The 22775-nt window shown below is 62.5% G+C and carries 25 protein-coding genes; 12 read left to right on the top strand and 13 right to left on the bottom strand.

All coding sequences use genetic code 11. The features are described 5' to 3' along the window. Positions 1 to 3: 3 nt before the first annotated feature. Complete coding sequence (locus C0V76_RS10420) at positions 4 to 1245, top strand: EAL domain-containing protein (RefSeq protein WP_101942347.1); 1242 nt, start codon at positions 4 to 6, stop codon at positions 1243 to 1245. A 34-nt stretch (positions 1246 to 1279) separates the two neighbouring features. Here C0V76_RS10420 and C0V76_RS10415 read toward each other — a convergent pair whose 3' ends face one another. The 3 genes from C0V76_RS10415 to C0V76_RS10405 all read right to left on the bottom strand — a co-directional run bounded on the left by C0V76_RS10415 (position 1280) and on the right by C0V76_RS10405 (position 3942). Then, positions 1280 to 2212, bottom strand: coding sequence for a DMT family transporter (locus C0V76_RS10415; RefSeq protein ID WP_101942346.1), 933 nt, complete (start codon positions 2210 to 2212; stop codon positions 1280 to 1282). A gap of 151 nt (positions 2213 to 2363) precedes the next feature. Further along, complete coding sequence (mnmA, locus tag C0V76_RS10410) at positions 2364 to 3458, bottom strand: tRNA 2-thiouridine(34) synthase MnmA (protein ID WP_101942757.1); 1095 nt, start codon at positions 3456 to 3458, stop codon at positions 2364 to 2366. Positions 3459 to 3492: 34 nt separating this feature from the next. Next, the gene (locus tag C0V76_RS10405) at positions 3493 to 3942 is read right to left on the bottom strand and encodes an NUDIX hydrolase (protein WP_101942345.1); all 450 of its coding nucleotides are present in this window, start codon (positions 3940 to 3942) and stop codon (positions 3493 to 3495) included. Positions 3943 to 4075: 133 nt separating this feature from the next. Between C0V76_RS10405 and C0V76_RS10400 the strand changes: the two genes are divergently transcribed. The 6 genes from C0V76_RS10400 (at position 4076) to C0V76_RS10375 (ending at position 8237) form a co-directional block, all read left to right on the top strand. Then, the gene (locus tag C0V76_RS10400; protein WP_101942344.1) at positions 4076 to 4996 is read left to right on the top strand and encodes a branched-chain amino acid transaminase; all 921 of its coding nucleotides are present in this window, start codon (positions 4076 to 4078) and stop codon (positions 4994 to 4996) included. A gap of 99 nt (positions 4997 to 5095) precedes the next feature. Next, positions 5096 to 5293 carry a zinc-finger domain-containing protein gene (locus C0V76_RS10395; protein WP_101942343.1) on the top strand — a complete coding sequence of 66 codons (198 nt, stop codon included), beginning with the start codon at positions 5096 to 5098 and terminating at the stop codon, positions 5291 to 5293. 47 nt (positions 5294 to 5340) lie between these two features. Continuing rightward, positions 5341 to 6333, top strand: coding sequence for a lipopolysaccharide heptosyltransferase II (gene waaF / locus C0V76_RS10390; RefSeq protein ID WP_101942342.1), 993 nt, complete (start codon positions 5341 to 5343; stop codon positions 6331 to 6333). Then, positions 6330 to 6773 (top strand): YiiD C-terminal domain-containing protein, encoded by a 444-nt coding sequence (locus C0V76_RS10385; protein WP_101942341.1) that lies wholly within the window; start codon positions 6330 to 6332, stop codon positions 6771 to 6773. Before waaF ends, C0V76_RS10385 begins: the two co-directional genes overlap by 4 nt. 13 nt (positions 6774 to 6786) lie before the next feature. Beyond that, positions 6787 to 7239: a nuclear transport factor 2 family protein gene (locus C0V76_RS10380; protein WP_254048220.1), complete on the top strand. Its 453-nt coding sequence runs from the start codon at positions 6787 to 6789 to the stop codon at positions 7237 to 7239. Positions 7240 to 7286: 47 nt separating this feature from the next. After that, the gene (locus C0V76_RS10375; protein WP_101942340.1) at positions 7287 to 8237 is read left to right on the top strand and encodes a hydrolase; all 951 of its coding nucleotides are present in this window, start codon (positions 7287 to 7289) and stop codon (positions 8235 to 8237) included. Positions 8238 to 8431: 194 nt separating this feature from the next. Here the strand turns inward: C0V76_RS10375 and C0V76_RS10370 are convergent, their stop codons facing one another. The 6 genes from C0V76_RS10370 to C0V76_RS10345 form a co-directional block, all read right to left on the bottom strand. Continuing rightward, positions 8432 to 8617 (bottom strand): putative motility protein, encoded by a 186-nt coding sequence (locus C0V76_RS10370; RefSeq protein ID WP_158239209.1) that lies wholly within the window; start codon positions 8615 to 8617, stop codon positions 8432 to 8434. Positions 8618 to 8700: 83 nt separating this feature from the next. Continuing rightward, the gene (locus C0V76_RS10365) at positions 8701 to 9936 is read right to left on the bottom strand and encodes a nucleoside recognition domain-containing protein (protein ID WP_101942338.1); all 1236 of its coding nucleotides are present in this window, start codon (positions 9934 to 9936) and stop codon (positions 8701 to 8703) included. Between the two features lies 1 nt (position 9937). Beyond that, positions 9938 to 11077 carry a hypothetical protein gene (locus C0V76_RS10360; RefSeq protein ID WP_101942337.1) on the bottom strand — a complete coding sequence of 380 codons (1140 nt, stop codon included), beginning with the start codon at positions 11075 to 11077 and terminating at the stop codon, positions 9938 to 9940. Positions 11078 to 11143: 66 nt separating this feature from the next. Next, the gene (locus C0V76_RS10355; protein WP_101942336.1) at positions 11144 to 11638 is read right to left on the bottom strand and encodes a YajQ family cyclic di-GMP-binding protein; all 495 of its coding nucleotides are present in this window, start codon (positions 11636 to 11638) and stop codon (positions 11144 to 11146) included. 145 nt (positions 11639 to 11783) lie between these two features. Then, complete coding sequence (locus tag C0V76_RS10350; RefSeq protein WP_101942335.1) at positions 11784 to 12104, bottom strand: pyrimidine/purine nucleoside phosphorylase; 321 nt, start codon at positions 12102 to 12104, stop codon at positions 11784 to 11786. A gap of 75 nt (positions 12105 to 12179) precedes the next feature. After that, entirely contained in the window at positions 12180 to 12404 is a 225-nt protein-coding gene (locus C0V76_RS10345; RefSeq protein WP_101942334.1) for a DUF2788 domain-containing protein, read from the bottom strand. A 155-nt stretch (positions 12405 to 12559) separates the two neighbouring features. On the opposite strand from C0V76_RS10345, the gene C0V76_RS10340 reads away from it, so the two are divergent. Next, positions 12560 to 13324 (top strand): hypothetical protein, encoded by a 765-nt coding sequence (locus tag C0V76_RS10340; protein ID WP_101942333.1) that lies wholly within the window; start codon positions 12560 to 12562, stop codon positions 13322 to 13324. Positions 13325 to 13388: 64 nt separating this feature from the next. Here C0V76_RS10340 and argF read toward each other — a convergent pair whose 3' ends face one another. Continuing rightward, positions 13389 to 14315 (bottom strand): ornithine carbamoyltransferase, encoded by a 927-nt coding sequence (gene argF, locus C0V76_RS10335; RefSeq protein WP_101942332.1) that lies wholly within the window; start codon positions 14313 to 14315, stop codon positions 13389 to 13391. Between the two features lie 148 nt (positions 14316 to 14463). Further along, positions 14464 to 14736, bottom strand: a complete 273-nt coding sequence (gene rpsT / locus C0V76_RS10330) for a 30S ribosomal protein S20 (protein ID WP_101942331.1) — start codon at positions 14734 to 14736, stop codon at positions 14464 to 14466. Positions 14737 to 14893: 157 nt separating this feature from the next. Here rpsT and murJ point away from each other — a divergent pair, with 157 nt between their 5' ends. Next, positions 14894 to 16432, top strand: coding sequence for a murein biosynthesis integral membrane protein MurJ (murJ, locus tag C0V76_RS10325; RefSeq protein WP_101942330.1), 1539 nt, complete (start codon positions 14894 to 14896; stop codon positions 16430 to 16432). Between the two features lie 6 nt (positions 16433 to 16438). Here the strand turns inward: murJ and C0V76_RS10320 are convergent, their stop codons facing one another. After that, on the bottom strand, positions 16439 to 18208 hold the full coding sequence (locus C0V76_RS10320; protein ID WP_101942329.1) for a M61 family metallopeptidase: 1770 nt from the start codon (positions 18206 to 18208) through the stop codon (positions 16439 to 16441). A 209-nt stretch (positions 18209 to 18417) separates the two neighbouring features. Between C0V76_RS10320 and pelA the strand changes: the two genes are divergently transcribed. Continuing rightward, positions 18418 to 20001 (top strand): pectate lyase, encoded by a 1584-nt coding sequence (gene pelA / locus C0V76_RS10315; RefSeq protein WP_101942328.1) that lies wholly within the window; start codon positions 18418 to 18420, stop codon positions 19999 to 20001. Between the two features lie 36 nt (positions 20002 to 20037). Here pelA and C0V76_RS10310 read toward each other — a convergent pair whose 3' ends face one another. Further along, positions 20038 to 20976 carry a LysR family transcriptional regulator gene (locus C0V76_RS10310; RefSeq protein ID WP_101942327.1) on the bottom strand — a complete coding sequence of 313 codons (939 nt, stop codon included), beginning with the start codon at positions 20974 to 20976 and terminating at the stop codon, positions 20038 to 20040. A gap of 121 nt (positions 20977 to 21097) precedes the next feature. Between C0V76_RS10310 and C0V76_RS10305 the strand changes: the two genes are divergently transcribed. Both C0V76_RS10305 and C0V76_RS10300 read left to right on the top strand, forming a co-directional pair. Further along, positions 21098 to 21841, top strand: a complete 744-nt coding sequence (locus C0V76_RS10305; protein WP_101942326.1) for an SDR family oxidoreductase — start codon at positions 21098 to 21100, stop codon at positions 21839 to 21841. Between the two features lie 140 nt (positions 21842 to 21981). Beyond that, positions 21982 to 22656 (top strand): glutathione binding-like protein, encoded by a 675-nt coding sequence (locus C0V76_RS10300; protein ID WP_101942325.1) that lies wholly within the window; start codon positions 21982 to 21984, stop codon positions 22654 to 22656. Positions 22657 to 22775: the final 119 nt, after the last annotated feature.

Genomic DNA, 22775 nt, shown 5'->3' with positions numbered 1-22775 from the left:
CCCATGCGCAACGGCCTGCCCCGCCCGATCAAACTCTACGGCGCGCTGGTTGTCGATGACAGCAGCGTGCAGCGCATGAATGCCGTAGACATGCTGCAGAGCGCAGGAGTGCCGCGGGTGCTCGAAGCGGCGGATGGTCGCGCCGGGCTCGATCTGATCCGCAACCAGACGCCACCCCCCGCCTTTCTCATCGTCGACCTCGAAATGCCCGGCATGGACGGCATCGAAATGCTGCAGGCACTGGCCAACGAGAACTATCGCCCGCCCTTCCTGATCGTCAGCGGCCAGCAGCCGAACCTGCTCAGCTCGATCGAAACAATGTGCCAGGAACTGGGCCTGCCGATTCTCGGCGCCTTCTCCAAGCCACTCACCCGGATCCAGCTTCAACAGGGGCTGGAAGGCTTCAGCCGAATGGTCGAGATCCGCGAGCATCCGGCGATCGATGCGGGCCTCAAGGTTTCACCAGAAGTCCTCGCTGACGCACTCGCCCGCCAGGAAATCCTTCCGCACTTCCAGCCCAAGCTCAATCTCGTGAGCGGCAAACTGGAAGGCTTCGAATCGCTCGCCCGCTGGACCAGCCCACACTTCGGGCCGATTCCACCGGTGGCCTTCATCCCGGTGGCCGAAGCGCATGGCCTGATTGATGACCTCACCCGGGCGATGTTCGATGCCGTGCTGACCCGCATGCAGCAATGGCAGGCAGAAGGCTTCCATCCGCATGTAGCGGTTAACCTCTCCACCCGCTCCCTGGCAGACCGCTACTTCTGTGATGACCTGATCCGCCGCACCCAGAGCGCAGGCATTCCACCCGATCGCCTGATTCTGGAAATCACCGAATCCTCCCTGATGAGCGATCTGGGCGCCGGCCTCGGCGCCCTTGGGCGCTTGCGTTTGAAGGGATTCCGCCTGTCGATGGACGATTACGGCACCGGATTTTCCACCGCCCAGCAACTCTCGCGCCTGCCACTGACCGAACTGAAGATCGACCGCTCCTTCGTGGCCGATGCGCCGGGCAAACCCAGCTTGCGCACCATCCTCGCCTCGATGATCAGCATGAGCCTGGATCTGGGGCTCAGCACGCTGGCCGAAGGCGTGGAAACCGTGGAGCAGCTCCGTCTGCTGCAAAGCCTGTCCTGCCAGCAAGTGCAAGGCTTTCTGCTCGGCAGGCCGATGCCGGGCGAAGCCGTGCTGCCCTGGTGGCAGGCTGAAGAGGCCCGCATCGTGGCGCTGATTACTGGCGAGTGAGGCTAGCCGCAGCGTTCAAATCATCCTCAGCGGATCAAGCCTTGCTGGCTGATGCTTCGCGGGTTACCAGCCAGATCCCGCCGCATACCAGCAGCAAGGCCAGCAGGTTCTTCCACTCAAGGATTCGCTCGTCAAGGAACAGCGCCGACAAGCCTGCACCAAAGATCGGCACCAGAAAGTTGAACACCGTCACCAGACCGACACGGTTGTACTTGAGCAGGATGGTCCACAGCGCAAAGGCCACCGACGACAGCAGCACCATGTAGGCCATCAGGGCCAGTGCAGCCGGCGAAAACGCTTCGAGCTGCCCGCCGAAAGACCAGCCCGCCGCCAGCAGAGCCAGCCCGCCAATGAAGAGCTGCCAGCCCGTGAGCACCACCGAATCGATGCGCTGCGACAATTTTTTGCCGTAGATCGAGGCGGCCGAGAGGATGAAGGCCGCCAGCACCACGCTGCCCTCGCCCAGCAGGCTGAAATGGAAGTCCAGCAGCGCGGGGCTGAAGTTCACCACCAGCACGCCGGCAAAACCGATCAGGCAGCCGGTGATGCGCGGCGCACTGAGCTTGTCGTTGTGATAGATGAAGTGCGCCAGCAGCACTGAGAAAAAGGTGCCGGTGGCATTCATGATCGAGCCCTTCACGCCAGTGGTGTAGGCCAGCCCGAGGTAGAAGAACACATATTGCAGCGCAGTCTGGGTTAGCCCCAGCAGACACACCTCGCCCGCCGCGCGGGCGGAAGCAAGGCGCAGCGACTTGCCCGAGAAATGCGCAAACACCAGCAGCAAGAGGCCAGCCCATAAGAAGCGCCAGCCCGCAAACAGCAGCTTGCCGGGAATGTCATCCGCCGCGATGTGCAGCAGCGCATAGCCATTCTTGATCGCCGGATAGGCGCTGCCCCACAAGAGGCAACAGAGTGTCGCGAGCGCGAAAACGACGGAGCGGCGGGTGAAGAAACTGGAAGTGCTCATGCATTTTCACCAGAAAGAAATCACGAGGCCGACGCTGCGGAAGAAAGCGTCGTGAGTGCTCCGAGGTCACAAGGAGCAACGCAGCCGTACTGCAGTGCGGCGAGTAACAGAGTCGCGAGATCGGGGCGCGCAGCAGCTTTATTCGGTAGCGTCAGAGAATGATGCCGCCACCGAGACAGACACGGCTCTCGTACACGACCACCGACTGGCCCGGCGTCACCGCCCACTGCGGCGCGGCAAAGCCGATCTCGGCGCAGCCATCGGCCAGCGCATCGATGCTGCAGGGCTGATCCGAGGTGCGATAGCGCGGCTTGGCGGCATACACCCATTGCGTGCGCGGCTCTCGCCCGGAGATCCAGTTCAGATCGGCCGCGATCAGGCGCTCGCGCTGCAGCGCAGGGTGATCGTGGCCCTGTACGGCGTACAGGACATTGGCCTGCATGTCCTTGGCGGCCACATACCAGGCCTCGTGCTCGCCCGCCACGTCATTGCCCTTGATGCCGCCGATGTTGAGGCCCTTGCGCTGGCCAATGGTGTGATACATCAGGCCCTGATGCTCGCCGATCAGGCGATTGTCATCCAGTGCGCGGATTTCGCCAGGCTTGGTCGGCAGATAGCGCATCAGGAATTCGCGGAAGGGGCGCTCACCGATGAAGCAGATGCCAGTGGAATCCTTCTTGGTCGCCACGTGCAGGCCAGCGCGCTCGGCGATCTCGCGCACCTCGCGCTTGTAGATGTTGCCCAGCGGGAAGATGGCTTTCGACAGCTGCGCCTGGTTCAGGCGATACAAAAAGTAGCTCTGATCCTTGGTGCCGTCATCAGCCTTCAGGAGCTGGAACTCGGTACGCCCGTCGTTCTCGAAGGCGCGCACGCCGGCATAGTGACCGGTGGCGATCTTGTCCGCGCCCAGATCCACAGCGTGGTCGAGGAAAGCCTTGAACTTGATTTCGCTGTTGCACAGGATGTCCGGATTCGGCGTGCGACCAGCCTCGTATTCGCGCAGGAAATCCGCGAACACGCGATCCTTGTACTCCTTACTGAAGTTCACGACCTCCAGGTCGATGCCCAGCACATCGCACACCGACACCACGTCGATCAGATCCTGCCGCGTCGAGCAATACTCGTCGTCGTCATCGTCCTCCCAGTTCTTCATGAACAGGCCGGTCACTTCGTAACCCTGTTGCTTCAGCAACAAAGCCGCCACCGCCGAATCCACCCCGCCGGACATGCCAACGACGACCTTCATGCCTTCTCCATCGATCTTCATGGATTCCAATCCTTCAACCGTAATGCCGGATCACTTCCAGCGGATAGCGCTGGCCGGCCAGATAATCCTGAATGCACTGCATCACCAACGGACTGCGCCAGCGCTCGGGCTGCGCCGCCAGTTCCTCGGGCGTCAGCCACACAGCGCGGATAATGCCTTCGTCCAGCGCACGTCCGTCCTCGAAACCGGTCGCCCGCGCGGCAAACGCGAAACGCAGATAGGTGATGTCGCCACTCGGGCGCGTCCATTGGTAAATGCCCACCAGCGCGTCAACGGCAACATGGTGGGCCGTCTCCTCCAGCGCCTCGCGCACGCAGGCAGCCTCCAGCGATTCACCTTCATCCAGATGGCCGGCCGGCTGATTCAGGCGCACGCCATCAGCGGTGTGCTCTTCCACCAGCAGGAAGCGCCCTTCGCGCTCGACGATGGCGGCTACGGTAACGTGCGGTTTCCAGATCGACATGGCAGCCAATGCAGTGCAGCAAAGGCCGGATTGTAGCCCGGATCAGTGCGGGGTCAGCCGGGGAACGGTGGGCAGCAGGAGCGGCTTGAGCTAAAATCCGCCGCTTCCCTCAACGGTTTTCGGAGTTCCTGACATGTCGATGGCTGATCGCGATGGCTTCATCTGGATGGACGGCAAGCTGGTGCCCTGGCGCGACGCCACCACCCACGTGCTGACCCATTCCCTGCACTACGGCGTGTCCGTCTTCGAAGGCGTGCGCGCCTACAAGACCGAACGTGGCACCGCGATCTTCCGCCTCAAGGAACACACCGACCGCCTGTTCACCTCGGCACACATCTACATGATGAAGATGCCGTTTGATAAGGAAACGATCAACGAAGCCCAGAAGGAAGTCGTGCGCGCCAACAAGCTCGAATCCTGCTACCTGCGCCCGATCGCTTTCTACGGCTCCGAAAAGATGGGCATCTCCACGCGCGGCGCCACCGTGCATGTGGCGATCGCCGCCTGGCCCTGGGGCGCCTACCTGGGCGCTGAAGGTCTGGAGAAGGGCATCCGCGTCAAGACCTCCTCCTTCGCCCGCCACCACGTGAACGTGACCATGGCCCGCGCCAAGGTTGCCAGCACCTACGCCAACTCGATCCTCGCCAACCTCGAAGCCACCCAGGACGGCTACGACGAAGCCCTGCTGCTCGACACCGAAGGCTTCGTGGCCGAAGGCGCCGGTGAGAACCTGTTCATCGTCAAGAACGGCGTGATCTACGAACCCGAGATCGCCTCGGCACTGACCGGCATCACCCGCGACACGGTACACACCCTGGCCCGCGAACTCGGCTACGAAGTGCGCACCCGCCGCATGACCCGCGACGACATCTACATCGCCGACGAAGCCTTCTTCACCGGCACCGCCGCTGAAATCACCCCGGTGCGCGAGCTGGACAACCGCGCCATCGGCGAAGGCAAGCGCGGCCCGGTTACCGCCGCCGTGCAGGCCCGCTTCTTCGATCTGGTCGGCGGCAAGCTGCCCGAGCACGACAACTGGCTGCACTACGTGTGATGTAGCCCGGATGCAGCGCTGCGGAGTCCGGGAGCGCCCCGGATTCCAGCTTGCAGCCTTCATCCAGGCTACGGACCTGACCCATTACAGGAGATTCCCATGGCCGAGAACACCCACAAAGACCAGCCCATCGCCGTCGAAGCGAAAGACCTGCCACTCGCCTGCCCGCAACCGGATGCCCCGCTGTGGGCACGCCATCCGCGCGTGTTCCTCGACGTGGCACATAGCGGCGAAGCCAAGTGCCCCTACTGCGGAGCCCATTACGTGCTGCACGGCGAAGCCCCCAAGGGCCACTGAGCTTTCACCATAACGGGCCTCCGGGCCCGTTTTCATTTGATCGCCTCATGCGCATTCTGATCATTGCTCCATCGTGGATCGGCGATACCGTCGCCGCCCAGACCCTCTTCATGCGCCTGCGCGAGTACCACCAGTACGCAGTGATCGACGTGCTGGCGCCGCCCTGGGTAGCCGCCGTGCTGCGTGCCATGCCTGAGATCAATGGCGCGGTCATCGACAACCCCTTCGCCCACGGTCAATTGCGGCTGAAGGAGCGCTGGAGGCTGGCACGAGAGCTCAAGCAGCGCGCTCATGACGCGGCTTACGTACTGCCCAACTCGCTTAAATCCGCGTTGATCCCCTTCTTTGCCGGAATCCCCCGGCGCGTGGGTTTCACCGGCGAGTCGCGCTATGGCCTGATCAATGTTCGCCACACTCTGGATAGCGTTACCACGCCGCTGCAGGTCGAACGCTACGCCATCCTCGCCGAGCCGCCGGGCAAGCCCCTGCCCCGCCCCTATCCCTTACCCCGACTCCGCGCCGGCTCCGTCGCCGCCACGCTGCAACGCCTAGATCTGAGCGCGGTACCGGCCCCCGTGGTGTTCTGCCCCGGCGCAGAATTCGGTCCGGCCAAGCGCTGGCCTGAAAAACACTTCGCCGCACTGGCCCGCAGCCTGTTCGAGCAAGGTATCCCGGTGTGGCTGCTAGGCTCAAAGAAGGACGCGGCTGTCGGCGAGGAGATCCTGCGCCTGTCGGCAGGCGCAGCCCGCAATCTGTGCGGTGTCACCAATCTTGCCGAGGCGGTGGAACTGATCTCGATCGCCCGTCACGTCGTCACCAACGACTCCGGGCTGATGCATGTGGCTGCCGCGCTGGGCACACCGCTCACCGCCCTATTCGGCTCTTCCAGCCCCGGCTATACGCCGCCACTGTCGGAGAAGGCGCAGGTCATTTCCCTCAAACTCGAATGCAGTCCCTGCTTCCAGCGCGAATGTCCGCTGGGCCACCTCGACTGCCTCAACAAGATCACGCCCGAGCGCGTGGCCAGCACGCTGCGATGAACAACACAGAACTGCAGACCTACTTGCACACCCATATCCCGCTCTCGGCCGCGATGCAGGTCGAGGTGCGCGAAGCCACGCCGGAATACATCGAGTTGCATGCGCCGCTCGCGCCCAACGTGAATCATCGCGGCACCGCCTTCGGCGGCAGCATTGCCACACTCGCCACCCTGGCCGGCTGGAGCCTGCTACGCGTGCGCCTCGATGGCATGGAGCCCTTGCCTCATCTGGTTATCCAGCGCAACACCATGGAGTTCATGCGGCCAATCCCGGGCGCTTTTTCAGCCCGGGTGCATTTCCCGGCAGATGCCGACTGGCCCGGTTTCCAGGCGAAACTGGCCGAGCGCGGCAAGGCCAAGCTGAGCCTGCAGGTCGAGGTGCTCAGCGACGGAGCTGTCGCCGCTCGTCTGGATGGCGTGTTCGTCGCCCTGACGGTGTAGGATTGCGCATTCCATGACCACCCCGACCATGAGCGCGCCAACCTCCACCTACCCGAGTCCAGACGACGCCGAACAGGCGTTCTACGACGCCTTCGCGCACAGCGATCTGGAGGCGATGATGAGTGTCTGGAGCGAAGACGAAGAAACCGTCTGCGTGCATCCGGGGGGCTCGCGCTTCACCGGCCTGGCTGCCATCCGCGAATCATGGAAGCAGCTCTTCGACACCGGCATGAAATTCCAGGTACGCACCAGCAGCGTGGTGAAGACCCATTCAGCCCTGGTAGCGGTACACAGCCTGCTCCAGCATGTCAGCGTGGAGGGGGATGACACCATGACCCCTCCCTTGATCACGACCAACGTTTACACCCGCGGCCCGCGTGGCTGGCAACTGTTGGTCCACCACACTTCGCCGGCGCCGGACACCAGCGGTCTGATGATGCAGGAATCGCCGCGCACGGTGCATTAGGCAGCCCCTATACTTCCCCTAAACAAGCAATAAATCCGGGGAAGCACATGAAGTACACCGCACCTGTCTGGCTGCGTGGCGCGCACGCGCAGACGATCTGGCCGCTCGCCATCAAGGGCGACTTGCCACCTTTGCGACGCAAGCGCTGGAAAACTCCGGACGAAGATTTCATCGACCTCGATTTTCTGCCCTCACGTGAAGGCCAGCCGATCGTGATCCTGTTCCACGGCCTGGAAGGCTCCAGCCGCAGTCACTATGCCCGCTCCCTGATGCGCGAAGTGCATGCGCGCGGCTGGAATGGGGCTGTCGTGCATTTCCGCGGCTGCTCCGGCGAGCCCAACCGCCTGCCGCGCGCCTACCACTCGGGCGACGCGAATGAAGTGGACTGGATCCTGCGCCGCTTTGCACGCAAATATCCGGAAGTGCCACGCTACGCTGCCGGCGTCTCGCTCGGTGGCAATGCCTTGCTATGCTGGCTGGGCAGCCGGCGCGAAGAAGCGCGCGGATTGATCAACAAGGCCGCTTCGGTTTCGGCGCCAGTGGATATGCTGGCAGCGGGCTATCACCTCGGCCAGGGCTTCAACAAGATTTACACGCGCTACTTTCTATCCACCATGCGCCCGCGCGCGCGTCAGAAAGCTGAACAATTCCCAGGCCGTTTCGATGCCAGCAAAGCCATCAAGGCCCGCAACCTGGCGCAGTTCGACGATGCCTTCACCGCACCGCTGCACGGTTTCAAAGGCGTTGAAGACTACTGGAAGCGCGCATCCTCGCGCCCGCTGCTGGCGAGCATCGCCGTGCCCACCTTAATGCTGCATGCGCTTAACGATCCCTTCATGCCCATCGAAGCCCTGCCCTCTCAGCGCGAGATCTCGCCGCATGTGCGTCTGGACTTCCCGCCCGAGGGCGGCCACGTCGGCTTCGTCACTGGCCCCTTCCCGGGCCGGTTGGACTGGATGCCCAAGCGCCTGCTGCGCTATTTCGAGCACGCAAAGTAAGCACACAAAGCTGAAAAGAAAACGCCAGCACACATGCTGGCGTTTTTACTAAACAACACTTTATTCAGTGCAAGGCAGAGTGCGGCAGCCATCGTAGCGAGCGGGTCAAGGCTGAAGCGAGGAGCGGAAGCGTATGTGAATACGCTGAGCACCGGAGCTTCAGGATTGGTCCACGCAGTACATGGAGCCGTGCTCTAGGCGTAGGTGTTGATGACGCTGCCGGCCTTTCCGGGCTCGGGCGGCGGCTCAGCCTGGGCTTCCTTCTGCTGCTGGACCTGCGCCTCGACGAGCTGGCGAGTCTGCTGGGCCTGCATCTCGTTGGCTTTCTTCAAGACCTCGATCTGCACCTGGGTCTGCACATTCGGGGAAACGGACGACACGGCCATAGGGCCTCCTGCTCAATCTGCTGTGATGTGTCCACTTTAGCCGCCTCGCCCGTACCGCGCACGGGTACGACAGGCGTTCAGGCCGGGAAGAATAGGAAAGCCAGCAGCACCGCCGCGACCACACCGGCCAGATCCGCGATCAGGCAGCAAGGCACGGCATGCCGCGTATTGCGCACGCCGACGGCGCCAAAATACACCGCCACGACATAGAAAGTCGTATCCGCCGCGCCCTGGAACATGCAGGCGAGGCGCCCGGCGAAGCTGTCCGCACCGTAAGTCTTCATCGCATCAATCATCATGCCGCGCGCACCGCTACCAGAGAGCGGCTTCATCAGCGCAGTGGGCAAGGCCGGTACGATGTCTTCCGGCACACCAAGCAGGCTCAGCAACCAGGCCATGCCACGCATCAGGAAGTCCATGCCACCGCTGGCGCGGAACACGGCGATGCCGACGAGGATCGCCACCAGATACGGAATCACCATCACCGCAGTGCTGAAGCCTTCCTTCGCGCCTTCAATGAAAGCCTCGAAGGCCTGCACCTTCTTCCATGCCGCGAGCCCCAGAAAGGCCACGATGATCGCAAACAGCGTGAAGCCGGAAACGAAGGCCGACTGGGCTGCCATCTGCTCCGCCGTCAGGCGCGCGAAATGCAGTAGGGTGCCGCCCACCGCCGCGCCCATGCCCAACAGCCAGGCCAGCACCACCGGATGCGCGAGGCGGATCTTCTGCACCCAAGCCACCGCCAGCAAGCCGAAGAGGGTCGAAAAAAAGGTCGCCAGTAAAATCGGCAGGAACACATCGGCCGGGTTGGCTGCGCCGAGCTGGGCACGGTAAGTCATGATGCTTACCGGGATCAGGGTCAGCCCGCTGGCGTTGAGCACGATGAACAGGATCTGCGCATCGCTGGCGCGATCAGGATCAGGATTGAGTTCCTGCAGCGCGCGCATGGCCTTGAGGCCCATCGGGGTGGCTGCATTGTCCAGCCCCAGCATGTTGGCGCCGATGTTCAGCAGCATCGCCCCTTGCGCAGGATGGCCCGCCGGCACGCCTGGAAACAGGCGCCGGAAGAGCGGATCGACGAGGCGTGCCAACAGCGCCACCGCGCCTGCTTGCTCGCCAACCTTCATGATGCCGAGCCAGAAGGTGAGCACGCCGGTGAGCCCGAGGCCAATCTCGAAGGCCGTCTTCGACATCACGAAGGATTCCTGCAGCACTCGCGAGAAGATGGCGGTGTCACCCAACCAAACGCATTGCACGAGGCAGGCCGCGAAAGCCGCGAAAAAGAAGAACAGCCAGACGACGTTGAGGACCACCTCAGACCTCTGCCTTTGCGCCCTCAGCCTTCTTCATCTCAAAGCGCAGCAGGGTCATCAGGGCATGGTCACCATGCGCCTTGAGCACCGGCGACACCTGGCGCACCACATCACGGGCTTCCTTGCGCCGCCCATTGCGCGCCAGGGCAATCGCGTAGGCGCCGCCGCACAGGCCAACCGCCCCCAGCACGGCCGGATTGGCGGCATACACCATGAAGCCGCGCATGGCTTCAGCCAGGTGGGTTTCGGCTTCGGACTGGTTGCGACGCAGCGCGATCAGGCCACGGGTCCAGTCGATGAAGGGCTGAGCCATTTCCTGCTGCACGCAATCCTGCGCCTTCTTGAGCACTGCTTCCGCCTGCTCGATTGAACCGAAGCGCGCCTCGCTGTTGGCCACATCGACCAGGCGCGACGAATCCGACGAGTTCAGTAGCAGCGCCCGACGCATGGCCGCCACCACCCCGGCACCATCGTTGGCCGCTGCACACAGGGAGGCATAGCGCATGTCAAACATGCCGGGAGCGCTCGCCTCGAGTTCAGCGTGCAGGCGGTCCAGCCGTTCGGTTTCCCGGGCCAGAGTCGTCTCACCCGAGCGGATGTGGATATAAGCCTCGCGGAAGGCGAAATCACTGCGCATGAGAAGTGGCTTGCCCCCACCCGCTTTGAGTTCGCTGATCAGCGCCAGCGCCCGCGACCATTCGCCCAGTGCGAAACTGCGCAGCATGTCGTTGTAGCGCTGCACATCACGGAATTTCCAGATCGGCCACAGCACGCTGCCCGCGAATAACAGTACAGCCGCCAGACACAGCCAGCCATCACCCGACCACAGACCCCACAGCAACAGCACAGCATCGATGGCCAGAAGCCAGCGCTGGCGCCGCAGCAGCTCGCGAATGAAGGTCGAATAGCCCGGCCGCTCACGGATGCGCAACTCGAATGCCGCTTGCTGCTGCGCCTGAGCCGGTGAAAGGCTGGCAAGATCCTCGCGCAGAGCCGCCACCCCAGGTTCATTGAAAAACTGCGGATCACTCAAGCCCTTGGCAAGCAAGGCTTCGCGCGCAGCCTCCAGCGTAGCAGCCTCGATATAGCCTTGCTTCTTGTTGCCCGCCGCATCTCGCGCCCGATACAGGATTTTTGCCACCCAACTACTCCCTGAGCACAGCTCCAAGCGCTAAGGGCTCCGCTCAAGCGGAGCCGCAATAAAAGCTCAGTCGCGGAAGTTGCCGGCCTTGACCGGGAAATCCGTCACCGACTTGCGAATCAAGGCGATGCATTCCTGCAGATCATCGCGTTTGGCGCCAGTCACCCGCACCGCATCACCCTGAATGGCCGCCTGAACCTTGAGCTTGGCATCCTTGATCATCTTCACGATCTTCTTGGCCAGTTCGCTCTCGATGCCACTTTTGATCTTGAAGACCTGCTTGACCTTGTTGCCCGAGATCGTCTCGATCTTCTCGCCATCAAGGCGCTTGGAACTCTCGGCTTCCTTCTTCTCCAGTGCGGGGAAGAGGATATCCTTGATCTGGTCGAGCTGGAAATCCGAGTCGCCAAACAGAGTGATCTGCTTGTCCTTCTCGTTGAAGTCGATCTTGGCGCTGGTGCCCTTGAAGTCGTAACGGTTGTCGATCTGGCGCGCGGCCACGTCGATCGCGTTCTTCAGGGCGACCATATCGGCTTCGGAAGTGAAATCAAATGAAGGCATGTTGTGCTCCCAATCTCAGTAGCTCGGAATTCCTTGAGGCGCGTTGCGAGCGGAGCGCTGGCAAGGCGGCGCGCACAGACGTACAGCGAGTACGTCGAGCACGCCAACGCAGCCAGCGCTTCGCGCACTAGCGCGGCAAGGGATTTCAGGCAAAGTGGCAGATGTAGTGATAGGCCTCGCCGCTGACTTCGATCTCGAAGCTGGAGTTGGCCGGCACATCGAAGCACTGGCCTTCACCATAGCTCTTCCACTCGGTTTCGCCCTTGAGCAGCACGCGGCAGGAGCCGGCCACGGTTTCCATGATTTCGGCGGCGCCGGTGTTGAAGGTCAGCTTCGCGGGCAGGATCACGCCGACCGACTTTTTGGTGCCGTCGGCCAGCACGATGCTGTGGCTGACGCACTTGCCGTCGAAATACACATTGGCTTTGGTGACGACCGAAACGGCGTCGAACTGGGTTTGGCTCATTGCAGGAATTCCCGAAAAGGAAAAAGAAAAGGCTCCGGATTATAGCCGGAGCCCCTGCGCTAGCCGAGAGACGGATTACTGCGCCAGCATCTTGATAATCAATTCCTTGGCAATGAAACCGAACATGCCAAGCCCCAGGCCCATGAACATCCATAGCATGCCGTATTTGCCAGCTTTAGATTCGCGGGCAAGGTTCCAGATGATGAACACCATCCAGGCAATCAGGCCAGAGAGCAGGAATTTGAGGCACAGTTCGGCGAATTCTGGTTCGCTCAAACCGAAGATCATTGCTTGATTCATGTTGGCGGGGCTTCCGGCGGCATGTTATGGGCCTGCACGACTGCCGCTCGCCGTGCAAAACCCGAATGCTACGTGGCTCAACACAAAACAAAAACCCTTTCGCCAGCAGACTTTTCGGGCGTCCAGAGCGCACAGGAACACGCTAGAGTCTCGCTATGTGGAAAAAACTGCGTATCGCCATCCTGCTCTTCATTCTTGCCACGGTTGGCCTCAATGCCTGGCGCGCTCACAAGCAGACACGTGACTGGAGCAAGACCCTGCAAGTCTCGATCTTCCCCCTCAACGGCGATGGCAGTCCAGCAGCCGCCGCACGCATCGCCCGTCTGCAGGAAGACGACTTCAAGGATATTGAGGGCTTTTTCACCGAACAGGCCCAGGCCCACGGCGTGAGCAACCCACGCCCGCTGCGGGTCAGCCTGCAACCCGCACTGAACGCCCTGCCCCCTTCCGCCCCCGCTCAACGCAGCGGGCTGGATGTGTTGCTATGGAGCCTGAAGCTGCGCTACTGGGCCTGGCAGCAGCCGGACGGCATGCCACGCGCCAACATCCGGGCCTTCGTCATCTTCTGGGATTCAGACGCCAATGGTGGCCGGGTGCCGGATTCACACGGGCTCGCCAAAGGGCAAATTGCCCTCAGCAACGTGCATTCCGCCCGCACCATGCAACGCAGCAACAACGTGGTGATCGCCCACGAAATCCTGCACACCATGGGCGCAACGGACAAATACGGATTCGACCTGCGACCACAATACCCCGCCGGCTTTGCAGAGCCAGACGCGAACCCGCGCTATCCGCAGCACCTTTGTGAAATCATGGCCGGACGCACCCCCATCTCGGAAACCGAACTCGAAATGCCGCACGCGCTCGCCGAATGCCTGATCGGTCCGCAGACCGCGCGGGAAGTTGGAATGAAGCCCTAAGGGCTCTTTGCAAGCAACAAAAAACCCGCCGAGGCGGGTTTCTTGTTGTTCAGGCAGGCCGGCTTTAGCCCTGCACGCGGCCAACCACCAGAAACTCCAGCAGCGCTTTCTGTGCATGCAGGCGGTTCTCAGCCTCTTCCCACACCACACTCTGCGGGCCGTCAATAACCTCCGAGGTTACCTCTTCGCCACGGTGTGCCGGCAGGCAGTGCATGAACACGGCCTCCTTGTCGGCCACCCGCATCATGTCGCCATCGACCTGATAGTCGGCGAAGTCGCGCAGGCGCGCCTCGTTCTCGGCTTCAAAGCCCATCGAGGTCCACACATCAGTGGTGATGATGTGAGCACCACGCGCAGCATCCATCGGATCGGCGAACTGCTCGTAGTGCGCCGATCCCGTGATGTTGGCCTTGGCCTGATCCACCTCGTAACCCTTCGGCGAGCTCACGTGCACCTTGAAGTCCAGCAGCTCGGCTGCCTGCAACCAGGTGTTGCACATGTTGTTGGTGTCACCGATCCAAGCCACGGTCTTGCCCTGAATGGAGCCATTGCGCTCGATCCAGGTGAAGATGTCGGCGAGGATCTGGCAGGGGTGAAACTCGTTGGTCAGACCATTGATCACCGGCACGCGTGAATTGGCTGCGAAGCGCTCGACGATGGTCTGTTCGAAGGTGCGGATCATCACCACGTCGCTCATGCGCGAGATGACCTGGGCCGCATCCTCCACCGGCTCGCCACGCCCCAGCTGGGAGTCGCGCGTATTCAGATAGATGGCGGAGCCACCGAGCTGGAACATGCCGGCCTCGAAAGACAGGCGCGTACGCGTGCTGGCCTTCTCGAAGATCATGACCAGGGTACGATCGAACAACGGGTGATAGGTCTCGTAACGCTTGAACCGGTCCTTGATCCACTTGGCGCGGGCAAAGACGTAGTCGATTTCTTCGCGGGAGAGGTCCTTGAACTGCAGAAAATGTCTGGGCGCTTGGTTCATGATGCTCTTTCTCGGGCAGGGCTCGGCGCTGCCAAAGGGTCAGGGGCTCAATGTCTAGCGAAACAGGAAACGGAGAGACAAACGAAAAAGGGGCGCGACTCGCGTCACACCCCTTTTTGATCCCTGCCACCGAAGTGGCAGGACACAATCAGGCAGCAGCGCCCATCGCCTTGATGGCGGCGGACAGGCGGCTCTTGTGACGAGCAGCTACGTTCTTGTGCACGATGTCCTTGTCAGCGATGCTGTCGATGATGCTGACAGACTGCTGGAACACTTGTTGAGCGGCTGCCTTGTCGCCGGCATCCACAGCCTTGCGCACGGCCTTCACAGCGGTACGCAGACGTGAACGCAGGCTGGCGTTGTGAGCGCGGGCCACGAGTGCCTGACGTGCGCGCTTGCGGGCTTGAGCGGAATTGGCCATTTGTTCTGTCTTCGGTAAGAATTACGCGGAAAGGCGGACTATAGCCGGAAGCTCTTTGCCTTGCAAGCCCCTTGAGCTCCTCGCGCGCAGGTGCGGTGCTATTATTCGCCGCTTCCAGCGCACCTGCCGGCCTGTACCCGCCGACCTTTCCCCTGCCATGAACCTGCTCAAGGCGCTTGCCACCGTCAGTGGCCTCACCCTGCTTTCGCGTGTCCTCGGCCTGGTCCGCGAAATGCTGGTCGCCAATCTTTTTGGCGCTGGCATGCTCACTGACGCCTTCAATGTTGCTTTCCGCCTGCCCAACCTGCTGCGCCGCCTGTTTGCCGAGGGGGCGTTTTCGCAGGCTTTCGTGCCCATTCTGGCCGAGTACCGCAGCCAGCGTGGCGAAGCGGAAACACATGCTCTGATCAATCATGTCGCCAGCCTGCTCGGACTGATCGTACTCGTGGTGTCCATTCTCGGCGTGATCGCGTCGCCCTGGATCATCCACGCCACAGCCGGCGGCTTCGCGCGCAACCCGGAAAAATTTGCGCTGACGGTCGAGCTGACCCGGATCACCTTCCCTTATATCTTCTTCATGGCCATGGTGGCGCTCTCCGCGGGCGTTCTGAACACCTGGAGCCGCTTCTCGATCCCGGCCTTCACGCCGGTACTACTGAATCTCTCTTTCATCGGCATGGCCCTCTTTGCCGCCCCGCATTTCGACCAGCCGGTAGAGGCGCTAGCTTGGGGGGCCTTCATTGGTGGTTGCCTGCAACTCGCGCTACAGATACCGGCCCTTGCAAAGATCGGCATGCTGCCGCGCTTCGCTCTATCGACCAAGGATCCGGGCGTAATGCGCATTCTCAAGCTGATGGGGCCCGCCACGCTGGGCGTATCCGTGGCACAGGTGAGCTTGCTGATCAATACAGCCTTCGCTTCCTGGCTGCCGACCGGCAGTGTCTCCTGGCTCAATTACGCTGATCGCCTGATGGAGTTCCCGCTGGGCCTGCTTGGTGCAGCGCTGGGCACCATCCTGCTGCCCAGCCTGTCGAAAATGAAGGCGCAGAACGACGCAGCCGGTTTTTCAGCCACCCTGGACTGGGGCCTGCGCGTTGCCTTGTTGCTCACCGCGCCGGCGGCCGTAGGCATGATGCTGCTGGCCGTGCCCCTTGCGGCGACCCTGTTCCAGCACGGCGCCTTCACAGCCGCAGACACCCTGCAGACGCGTGATGCCTTGCTAACCTACAGCGTGGGCCTGATCGGCCTGATCTGCGTGAAGATCCTTGCTCCTGCTTTCTATTCCCGCCAGGACATCCGCGCTCCGCTCAAGTACGCGTTGGTCTCGCTAACGGCTACCCAGCTGATGAACCTGCTCTTCATCTTCGTACTGGATTTACGCCATGCAGGCCTCGCCCTCTCGATCAGCCTTGCTGCCACACTGAACGCAGCTCTGCTCTATCGTGGCCTGCGCCGCCGTGAAGCCTTCCATCCCAGCGCTGGCTGGCCGGTTTTCGGTGCCAAGCTGCTACTAGCCTTGCTGGTCCTGGGCGGCACCCTGCAACTGGGCATGGGCGCGCAGAGCGACTGGCTCACCCACAGCACGCTGTGGCGGCTGGGCCATCTGGCCCTGGTAATGGGGGGCGGCATGTTTGCCTATTTCGCCACCCTGTTCGCACTTGGTTTCCGCCTGCAAGACTTCAAACGCCGCGCCTGAACAGCTTCAGGCGCGCTTCAGCCATCCCTGCAGCAGGGCGTTGTCCGTCGCCCCGGGTACCAGTGCCAACTGGCACTCGTCGACGCGCGGCGCGGCCAGCAACACAGTACAGCGCAGCAACTCATCGCGACGAAAAACGAGGATCTCCAGTGCGTCGCCGACGCTGCAGCGGGCGAGCAGGCTGTCGAGATTGCTGCCAGTCACCCGTAATCCGTTCAGCGCGACCAGCTCATCTCCCGCCGACAGACCTGCCGCTTGCGCCGTGCCACCATCGAGCACATTGGCGAGTTTCAGCACATTACCCTCGGTACGCGTGCGCAGGCCCAGCCCGCCACTGCGCGAACCAGACTTGCGGCTCAGGCTGATGCCGAAAGGCTTCAGCAGCTTCGCCAGTGGCACATCCTCCGTGCCCTCAGCCCAACGAGCCACCTCACGCCGCACATCCACGCCGGTCGCAGCCTTGATGATGGCCGGCATGGCCCCCTCGGGCACGCCGGCCGAGTCCGCCCCGTAGTGCTGCCACAGATGGCGCATCACATCGTCGAGCGATTTCGCGCCGCCGGTCTTGGCGCGGATCGTGAGATCCAGGCCAAAAGCGACCAGCGCACCCTTCTGGTAGTAACTGACAATGGCGTTCGGGCTGTTTTCGTCCTGGCGGTAATACTTGGTCCAGGCATCGAAGGAAGAGTCGGCCACGCTCTGTTTAAGACGCCCGCCATTGCGTTCGACCGCCGTGATGTTCTTCGCCATCAGCCCCAGATACTCGGCCGGGGTAATCAGCCCCGCACGCAGCAGGGCGAGATCGTCGTAATAAGAAGTAAACCCCTCGAACACCCACAGCAGGCGGGTGTAGTTCTCTTCCTGCAGACGGTAAGGTGTAAAGACCGCCGGCTTGATGCGTTTGACATTCCAGGCATGAAAATACTCATGACTGCATAGTCCCAGGAAAGTCCGGTAGCCCTCGCTCATGTTGTGCTCGCCTGGCACCGGCAGATCATTGCGCGAGCAGATCAGTGCGGTGCTGTCGCGATGCTCCAGGCCACCATAGCCCTCGCCCACCACCAGCGTCATGAACAGATACTGGCTGAAAGGCGGGCGCTTGCCAAAATGGGCCAGCACGGCTTCACAAGCCTTTTTGAGGTCTGAAGCAAGGCGCTGGGCATCGAACACGGCACGCCCGGTAATGACCATCTCGTGCGGCACGCCCCCCGCTTCGAACTTCACCGACTGCCAGGCCCCCATTTCAACCGGGTGATCAATCAGCGTGTCGTAATCCGGTGCTTCACGCAGGCCAAACCCGGCTTTATCTACGCTGCGCTTCGTCGCCACGGGCAAGGTAGTGACCACTTTCCAGCGCTCAAAATCAGCACCTTCCGGGCGGCGGATGTCGACCCGGTGCGGCTGCTTTTCACGCCCCGCCACCTGCAGAAAAAGCTGGGTGCCGTTGAAGAAGCCGTGACTCTGATCCAGGTGCGCGCAGCGCACCGACAGGTCCCAAGCATAAACCACGCTCTCGACCACCAGCGCCAGATCCGGATCGAGCCTGGCAGTGCGCCAGGAATGCTTGTCCAGCTTCTCCAGTGCCACAGCCTTGCCGCCCTGACTGGCCCGGATTTCAACGATATTGCGGGCGAACTCGCGAATCATGTAGCTGCCGGGAATCCAGGCCGGCAGGCGGAGGATTTCGCCCGTTACCTGAGGCGCGGCCAGCGTGAGCGTGACACTGAACAAATGGGCTTGTGGATTGCGGGCTTCAACGCGGTATTCGATGCTCATAGTCGGGAGTCGGGAGTCGGGAGTCGGGAGTCGGGAGTCGCTCCATCGTAGCTGATCACAGAGGCCCAGCAAAAAAACCGCTCATCCCGCAGCGAGTGGCGACGAACGGCATTCCGACAGCCGTTCGTCGGGATTTAGTCCTCTTTCAACACCAATTATCTAGGGTTTACCCCTACCAGCGTTCCAACCCTCCAAGAAAGCCTCGCCGCATGCACCTCATCCGCCGTACAAGTTTCATCATCCTGTCCTCGCTGTTCATTTCCGCGAGCCTTGCCCAGACGCCGGTCAGCAACAATGCACCGCCCACCGGCAGCGCCCCTGCCCGCGCCGGCAGTGTGCTGAAGACCGTGGCCCTGATCATGGGTGAGCCCAACTACTCGATCGATGGTGGCTACGAGGAACTGGAAGAAGGCCTCTACTCGCAACCGGAGCTGCTCCCTGGCGAGCGCATGCTGGCGCCGCTGAACGCCATCATCCTCGGCCTGGGTGGCGAAGCGGAGCTGGATCCTGCGCAACAGACCGCCCGCTTCACCCTCAACGGCAAGACGCTGCTGCTCAAGGCGGGGCAGACGACTGTTCGCGTTGGCAACTCCGATGTGCAGGCCGATATCGCTCCACAGTGGCGTAACGCCAATCTGTGGGTGTCCGCGCACTGGGTCTTCGATCAGTTCGGTGCCTACTCCAAGTGGGACAAGACCCGCCAGCGCTACACAGCCTCCCTGATCCTGCCCGCCGGCAACAAGGTGGCCGGTGTGGCCAAGGGTGGCCCGGTCGTCGAAGGCAATCTGGACAAGCAGGATGCCGCCTTCTGGGCCAGCGCTGAGGGCCGCAAGGTGGCCGGCGTGATCATCGGCTATCAGAACGCCGATGGCGGCTGGCCCAAACTGGAACGCGATGCCAGCCTCACTGTGCCGGTCAACCGCGCCGCCCTGAGTGGCTTCAAAGCCAAATCCACCATCGATAACGACGCCACCACCAAGCAACTCAAGGCGCTGGCGGCGGCCTACCGCAGCCATCCCGACGAAGTAATCCGAGCCAGCATTGATCGCGGCCTCGACTACCTGCTCTCCGCCCAGCAGCCCAGCGGCGGCTGGCAGCAGTACTGGCCGGCACCGCAAGGCTACAAGTCGCACATCACCTTCAATGACAATGCAATGGCAAATGTGCTCGAAGTGTTGCGCGACGTGGCCCAGTTGCGCGACGACTTCGCCTTCGTCAGCCCGGTACAGGCCAAGCGCGCCAGCGTTGCGTATGACACGGGACTTTTACTGATCCTGCGTACGCAGATCCGCATCGGCAGCAAGCGCACCGGCTGGTGCGCACAGTACGACGTCGAAAATCTGCAGCCGGCCATGGGGCGTGCTTTCGAGCTGCCCTCGATCAGCGGTGGTGAAAGCGTGAATGTGGTGCGCTTCCTGATGAGTGTCGAAAAACCCGCGCCGGAGATCGTGCAGGCCGTTCAGGATGCGGTGGCATGGCTGGACAGCGCCAAGCTCAGCGGCCTCAAGCGCGCGCGCCGCGAAGACCGGACGCTTGAGTACGGCTTTGACTTCGTGATGGAAAAAGGCAACAGCGACGACGTGACCTGGGCCCGCTTCTACGACCTGCAACAGGGCAAGCCGCTGTTCTCGGCGCGCGACAGCAAACCGCGCAGCCGTTTCGAAGAAGTGAGCTACGAGCGCCGCGTGAAGTACAACTGGTTCACCACCGAGGCCGCACCGCTGCTCAAACAGGAATATCCGGCCTGGGTGCAACGCAATGGCCTGAAATCGGTGCTCACCAAGCGCAACTGAGCGTCCTCAGGCTGGCCGCTGCAACGGCCAGCCCTGTCACAGCGGCTGCCGGACCCGTTCCTCCGCGGGTCCGGCAGGCTCGCCCGGCGCTGACAAAGCCGTCACCAGCACATCGAAGACCCGCCGGATGCGCGCCGGCACCGGTCCACGCTGGGGACGATAAACGTAGATGTTCCAGGGCTCGGGCGCGACTTCGAGCAAGACCTCTTCGAGCCGGCCCGCCGCTACATGCGGCTCGGCCAGCAAGCCCGGAACCTGACCGAAAGCCATGCCGGCCAGCACCGCCTGGGCCTCGGTTTCCGCATCGTCGCAAATGAAAGCGGTGCGCTCCGGATGAAACTGCTGCCCGCCGGCAAACAGCCAGGGCCAGGGCCGGCCGCTCCCCTTGTCGAGCATCGCACTGGTCGGCAGCGCATGCAGATCCTCGATCCGCTGCGGACGCCCGACCCGCGCGATCAGCGCCGGCGTAGCCACCACATGGAAGGAAAGCTGCGACACCGGTCGTGCGATGAAACGGTTGTCGCGTCGAAAACCAATGCGCACGCCCACATCGATCTGCTCGTCCACCACATCCGCGATCTGGTCCGACAGACGCAGATCGAAGCTCAAACCGGGATGTTCTGCAGACAGCTGCGCCAGCGCCGGCATCAGGCGCAAGCGCCCCAGGGCCAGTGGCGCCGCAATCCGCACTCTGCCCGCGATCTCGCCTTCAGCCGCCTCGCCGCGCTGCGGAAAGAGCTGATCCACCTGCTGCACGCCTTCGCGGGCGCGCGCGACGAAGGCCTCGCCAAAAGCCGTGATCCGCACCTGCCGCGTGCTGCGATGAAACAGCAGCTCGCCCAGCGACTCTTCCAGCTCTTTCACCGCCCGGGTCACCACCTGCGGCGAAATGCCCATGCGCACCGCCGCCTCCTTGAAGCTGGTGGCCTCCGCCGCTGCCACAAAGATGCGCAGCATTTCGAGCCGGTTGAGCATGGTTTCAATTCCTGAAATTGGAATTCTGAAATCTTAACGTTTCCATTTATCGGCACAAAGAGTCTTTGCATACTGTCTCCATCGCTTCCGCTTTTCCCTCTGCCCCCGAAAGGATATGAACATGAGCCAGAACATCGAATCCAAGGTTGTCATCATCACCGGCGCCAGCTCCGGCATCGGCGCGGTCACCGCCCGCCTCCTCGCCTCGCGCGGCGCAGCCGTGGTGCTCGCCGCCCGCCGGGCCGACAAGCTCGAAGCCCTCGCCACCGAGATCCGCAATGCCGGCGGCAAGGCCGAAGCGGTGGTCACCGACGTGACCCGCGCCGACGATCTGCAAGCCCTCGTCGCCACCGCGCAACGGGTGTTCGGCCGGGTGGACGTGTTGATCAACAACGCCGGGCTGATGTCCATCGCCCCGCTCACCGAGCTGAAAGTCGACGAGTGGGAACGCATGATCGACATCAACATCAAGGGCGTGCTCTACGGCATCGCCGCCGCCCTGCCCGTCTTCCAGCAGCAAGGCAGCGGCCATTTCATCAACGTCGCCTCGGTGGCCGGCCTCAAGGTGTTCAGCCCCGGCGGCACGGTGTATAGCGGCACCAAGTTCGCCGTGCGCGCCATCTCCGAAGGCCTGCGCCATGAAGTCGGCGGCAGCATCCGCACCACCACCATCGAGCCGGGCGCGGTGGATTCCGAACTCAAGCTGGGCAGCTCCCACGAACAAAGCTCGGCCTTCGTGAAGGATTTCTACAAGATCGCCATTCCGGCCGACGCCGTGGCGCGCGCGATTGCCTATGCCATCGAGCAGCCGGCGGACGTGGACATCAACGAGATCGTGCTGCGCCCCACGGTGCAGGAGTTCTGAACGGGACGCCTCCCGGCGCCGCTTGCCTGAGCGCGCTTTTCGCAGTGCAATGACGCTTCTTCGCACCCGGGCCCGCCCCGGGTGCAGCCTCTTCTGCCCGGCCCTGACCGGGCATGCCTTTTCATCTCCGGAGACGCCCGATGATCGACCTGTTCTACGCCCCTACGCCCAACGGCCACAAGATCACCATCCTGCTCGAGGAGCTGGGCCTGCCGTATCGCATCATCCCGATCAACATCCGCAAGAATGACCAGTTCCTGCCGAGCTTTCTGGCAATTGCGCCTAACAACCGCATCCCGGCCATTCGTGACCCTGACTTCCCCGGTGGCCCGCTGAACCTGATGGAGTCCGGCGCCATCCTTACCGTGCTGGCCGAAACGCACGGCAAGTTTCTGCCCTCCGCGGGCCATGCCCGCGCCCAGGTGCTGCAGTGGCTCAACTGGCAGATGGGCGGGCTCGGCCCAATGGCTGGCCAGAACCACCACTTCAACCAGTTCGCACCGGAGAAGATTCCGTATGCGATGAAGCGCTACACGGATGAGACCGCGCGCCTCTACGGCGTGCTGAACAAGCAACTGGACGGCCGCGATTACGTGGCGGGCGACTACTCGATTGCCGACATGGCGATCTACCCCTGGGTGCTGCTGCACGAACGCCAGCAGATGGATATAACGCAGTTCCCCCACATCGTCGCCTATCTGGAACGCATGGCGGCTCGCCCGGCGGTGCAGCGCGCCTATGCCGAAGGCGCAAAATTCGACTGGGACGCCAGCCTCACCGAAGAGCGTCTGCAGACGCTGCTGAAGCAGGCCTGAAATCCTCAGCCAGCGGAGCAGAGGCCCGCCCGGGCCTCTGCAAGTCTTGATGTGTCCCAGAAGGCACTTGCGGCGAACCGTCTAGAATCCGGCTTCCCCCTCAAAAAAAAGCTGGAAGC

Source organism: Uliginosibacterium sp. TH139, from assembly GCF_002855595.1.
In the GTDB taxonomy this organism is placed as follows: domain Bacteria; phylum Pseudomonadota; class Gammaproteobacteria; order Burkholderiales; family Rhodocyclaceae; genus Uliginosibacterium; species Uliginosibacterium aquaticum.
This window is presented reverse-complemented; position numbering and strand designations above follow the sequence as displayed.

Excerpts from the sequence above, each read along its gene's own strand:
- C0V76_RS10420 (WP_101942347.1), top strand. The coding sequence starts at position 4 with ATGCGCAACGGCCTGCCCCGCCCGATCAAACTCTACGGCGCGCTGGTT.
- C0V76_RS10415 (WP_101942346.1), bottom strand. The coding sequence starts at position 2,212 with ATGAGCACTTCCAGTTTCTTCACCCGCCGCTCCGTCGTTTTCGCGCTC.
- mnmA (WP_101942757.1), bottom strand. The coding sequence starts at position 3,458 with ATGAAGGTCGTCGTTGGCATGTCCGGCGGGGTGGATTCGGCGGTGGCG.
- C0V76_RS10405 (WP_101942345.1), bottom strand. The coding sequence starts at position 3,942 with ATGTCGATCTGGAAACCGCACGTTACCGTAGCCGCCATCGTCGAGCGC.
- C0V76_RS10400 (WP_101942344.1), top strand. The coding sequence starts at position 4,076 with ATGTCGATGGCTGATCGCGATGGCTTCATCTGGATGGACGGCAAGCTG.
- C0V76_RS10395 (WP_101942343.1), top strand. The coding sequence starts at position 5,096 with ATGGCCGAGAACACCCACAAAGACCAGCCCATCGCCGTCGAAGCGAAA.
- waaF (WP_101942342.1), top strand. The coding sequence starts at position 5,341 with ATGCGCATTCTGATCATTGCTCCATCGTGGATCGGCGATACCGTCGCC.
- C0V76_RS10385 (WP_101942341.1), top strand. The coding sequence starts at position 6,330 with ATGAACAACACAGAACTGCAGACCTACTTGCACACCCATATCCCGCTC.
- C0V76_RS10380 (WP_254048220.1), top strand. The coding sequence starts at position 6,787 with ATGACCACCCCGACCATGAGCGCGCCAACCTCCACCTACCCGAGTCCA.
- C0V76_RS10375 (WP_101942340.1), top strand. The coding sequence starts at position 7,287 with ATGAAGTACACCGCACCTGTCTGGCTGCGTGGCGCGCACGCGCAGACG.
- C0V76_RS10355 (WP_101942336.1), bottom strand. The coding sequence starts at position 11,638 with ATGCCTTCATTTGATTTCACTTCCGAAGCCGATATGGTCGCCCTGAAG.
- C0V76_RS10350 (WP_101942335.1), bottom strand. The coding sequence starts at position 12,104 with ATGAGCCAAACCCAGTTCGACGCCGTTTCGGTCGTCACCAAAGCCAAT.
- C0V76_RS10345 (WP_101942334.1), bottom strand. The coding sequence starts at position 12,404 with ATGAATCAAGCAATGATCTTCGGTTTGAGCGAACCAGAATTCGCCGAA.
- C0V76_RS10340 (WP_101942333.1), top strand. The coding sequence starts at position 12,560 with ATGTGGAAAAAACTGCGTATCGCCATCCTGCTCTTCATTCTTGCCACG.
- argF (WP_101942332.1), bottom strand. The coding sequence starts at position 14,315 with ATGAACCAAGCGCCCAGACATTTTCTGCAGTTCAAGGACCTCTCCCGC.
- rpsT (WP_101942331.1), bottom strand. The coding sequence starts at position 14,736 with ATGGCCAATTCCGCTCAAGCCCGCAAGCGCGCACGTCAGGCACTCGTG.
- murJ (WP_101942330.1), top strand. The coding sequence starts at position 14,894 with ATGAACCTGCTCAAGGCGCTTGCCACCGTCAGTGGCCTCACCCTGCTT.
- C0V76_RS10320 (WP_101942329.1), bottom strand. The coding sequence starts at position 18,208 with ATGAGCATCGAATACCGCGTTGAAGCCCGCAATCCACAAGCCCATTTG.
- pelA (WP_101942328.1), top strand. The coding sequence starts at position 18,418 with ATGCACCTCATCCGCCGTACAAGTTTCATCATCCTGTCCTCGCTGTTC.
- C0V76_RS10310 (WP_101942327.1), bottom strand. The coding sequence starts at position 20,976 with ATGCTCAACCGGCTCGAAATGCTGCGCATCTTTGTGGCAGCGGCGGAG.
- C0V76_RS10305 (WP_101942326.1), top strand. The coding sequence starts at position 21,098 with ATGAGCCAGAACATCGAATCCAAGGTTGTCATCATCACCGGCGCCAGC.
- C0V76_RS10300 (WP_101942325.1), top strand. The coding sequence starts at position 21,982 with ATGATCGACCTGTTCTACGCCCCTACGCCCAACGGCCACAAGATCACC.